Source organism: Streptomyces montanisoli (genome assembly GCF_017813245.1).
GTDB lineage: Bacteria > Actinomycetota > Actinomycetes > Streptomycetales > Streptomycetaceae > Streptomyces > Streptomyces montanisoli.
Window position 1 is genome coordinate 1 of record NZ_JAGIQL010000323.1, and the last position, 2625, is coordinate 2625.

Sequence of the window (2625 nt, forward strand, 5' to 3'; positions counted from 1 at the left end):
CCCCCCCCCCCCCCCCCCCCCCCTCCCCGAGCAGACGCCGGCTCTCCCGATACACCGCTGGCTGGACCTCAGGCGTGTGCTCTCCCGATCTCGGCGGCGCGCAGGCGCGCGCGGTGGCCGCGCTGCTGGCGCGCCACCCGGAGTACGGGCTGCGGCCCGTGGGCCTCGTGGACCCCTCCGCCGACGCGCCTTCCGGCGCCGCGTCCGCCGCGTCCGCCGCCGGCACGGACGAGCAGGACACGCGCGGAGTGCCACCGGTGCTCGCGTCCGTCGAGGACGTCCAGCGCGCCGTCGTCGTGAACGGCGTGTCCGAGGCGGTGTTCGTCGGCGCTGACGCCTTCGGCGCGGGGGACGGGGCCGGCATGGGCGAGCTCGTCGCGCTGCTGCGCGCGTACGGGTGCGGCCTGCTGTTCGTCGGCGACGCCCGGGAGGCGGCGGCCCCGCGCCCGAGCATGCCCGAGCACCTGTGGGGCTTCGCCTGCCGGCGCCTCGACGCGCCGGAGCCGCGCCGGCGCGGCAGACGCGCGAAACGCTGCCTCGACATGGCCGTCGCGGCGCCCGCGCTGCTCGCCGTCTCGCCGGTCCTGCTCGGCTGCGCGCTCGCCGTGCGGCTGTGCGACGGCCCCGGCGTGCTGTTCAGGCAGGAGCGCGTCGGGCAGGACGGCCACCTGTTCACCCTGCTGAAGTTCCGCACCCTGCGCCCCACCGACGAGCACGAGTCCGCCACCCGCTGGAACATCGCGGGCGACCACCGCATGAGCACCGTCGGCAGGCTGCTGCGCCGCACCTCGCTCGACGAGCTGCCGCAGCTGTGGAACGTGCTGCGCGGCGACATGAGCCTCGTCGGGCCGCGGCCGGAACGCCCGCACTTCGTCGCGAACTTCAGCAAGACCCTGCCCGGGTACGCGGCGCGCCACCGGATGCCCGTGGGCATCACCGGGCTCGCGCAGGTGCACGGGCTGCGCGGCGACACGTCCATCGAGGACCGCTCGCGCTTCGACAACCACTACATCGACCACTGGTCGCTCTGGCAGGACGTGTGCATCCTGCTGCGCACGGCGGTGTCGCTCGTGCGGCCGGCGGGCAGCTGATGACCGCGCCCGCGCCCGTGTCCGCGCCCGTCGTGGTGACGCCCGCGGTGGTGACGCCCGCCGCCGCTCCCTCCGTCTCTGCCGCGGTGACGGAGCGGGAACCCGTCAACGCCCTGGCGCGGCTGGCCTGTTGGCGCTACGCGCACCTGCTGCCCGTCCTGGCCGTCCTCGCCCTGCTCGCGGTGCCCGCGCCGCCGGGCGGCAGTGCGTCCGAGGGCACGGGCACGGTCGCCGACGCCGCCTCGGGAATCCTCGTGCTGTTCTGCGCCGGGCGGCTGCTGCGCCTGCGCGAGCGGCCGCTGAGCCGGACGGCCGCCCTGGTGCTCGGCGCCCCCGTGGTGGGCGTGTCGATCGCCGCGATCGCCTCGTACGACCCGTCGTTCAGCCTCGCCGGGGTGCCGCGCTACCTCCAGATCTTCGTGCTCGTGCCCGCCGCGCTCGTCCTGCTGGTGCGCGACAGGCGTGACTTCGCCGTCGTGGCCGGCGGGCTCGTCGCCCTCGCGCTCGTCGAGGGCGGCGTCGGCGTCGTCCAGAACCTCACCGCCACCGGGGCGTCGTACGAGGGCAAGGACATCAGGGCGGTCGGCACGTTCGGCTCGACGGACGTGATGGGCATGGCCACGGTCGTCTCGTACGGCCTGATCGTCGCGGCGGGTTACGCGCTCGACCGGCGCGCGGCCCCGCGCGTCAGGGCCTGCGCGGCGGCGTGCGCCGGGCTGCTCGTGGTGCCGCTGGTGCTGTCGTTCAGCCGCGGCGCCTGGATCGCGACGGCGGCGGCGGTCGCGGCGATGCTCGTGGCGACCGGGGTGCGGCGCGCGGTCGTCGTGGCGCTGGCCGCGGGCGCGCTCGGGGTGGTGCTGATCGGCGGGTTCGGCGTCGGCTCCCAGCTCGTCGGGCAACGGCTCGACTCGATCACGCGGGTCGCGGGCGACCCCGACCAGTCCGTGACCGACCGGTACACCATGTGGGCGGCCGCGGTCGACATGTGGCGCGAGGACCCGGTGGCCGGCGTCGGGCTCAAGGGCTTTCCCGCGTACCGGGACGCGCACGCCTCGCTCGCGCTGTCGTCCGGCAGCGACACCGACGGCGCGGGCGCGGGCTTCCAGCGCCAGCCGCTGCTGTCGCCGCACAACATGTACCTGCTGATCCTGAGCGAGCAGGGCGTCATCGGGGTGCTCGCGCTGGTGGGCAGCTGGCTGGCGATCCTGGTGTGCGCCCTGCGCCGGCTGCCCCGCGCCCTGCGCGAGCGCCGGGACGCGGGCATCGCGGCCATGGTGTGCGCACTGCTGGTGTGGCAGCTCATCGACTTCGCGTACGCGGACATCGGCGGCCCGTCGACGGTCCTCACCGCGCTGATGTTCGGCCTCGCGGCGGCGTGGTCACTCGGCACGGTGGGACGCCGCCGCGCCCCTGCTGATTCGAAGAGCACTCCTCTGAACTCCTGTCACCCATGTTTCTCGTATTCCCTCTTCTGTCTATAAAAAGGGGGGGGGGGGGGGGGGGGGGGGGGGGGGGGGGGGGGGGGGGGGGGGGG

The 2625-nt window shown here is 75.5% G+C and carries 2 protein-coding genes; both read left to right on the plus strand.

The genetic code is table 11. From position 1 onward, the window contains the following. The coding region (locus tag JFN87_RS32815; RefSeq protein ID WP_209346117.1) for an exopolysaccharide biosynthesis polyprenyl glycosylphosphotransferase at positions 1-1091 on the plus strand (1091 nt) is incomplete at its 5' end. Beyond that, positions 1091-2572, plus strand: coding sequence for an O-antigen ligase family protein (locus JFN87_RS32820; protein ID WP_209346120.1), 1482 nt, complete (start codon positions 1091-1093; stop codon positions 2570-2572). The genes JFN87_RS32815 and JFN87_RS32820, both read left to right, overlap by 1 nt. Positions 2573-2625: the final 53 nt, after the last annotated feature.

Coding starts and splice junctions, on each gene's coding strand:
- JFN87_RS32820 (WP_209346120.1), top strand. CDS start 1,091: ATGACCGCGCCCGCGCCCGTGTCCGCGCCCGTCGTGGTGACGCCCGCG.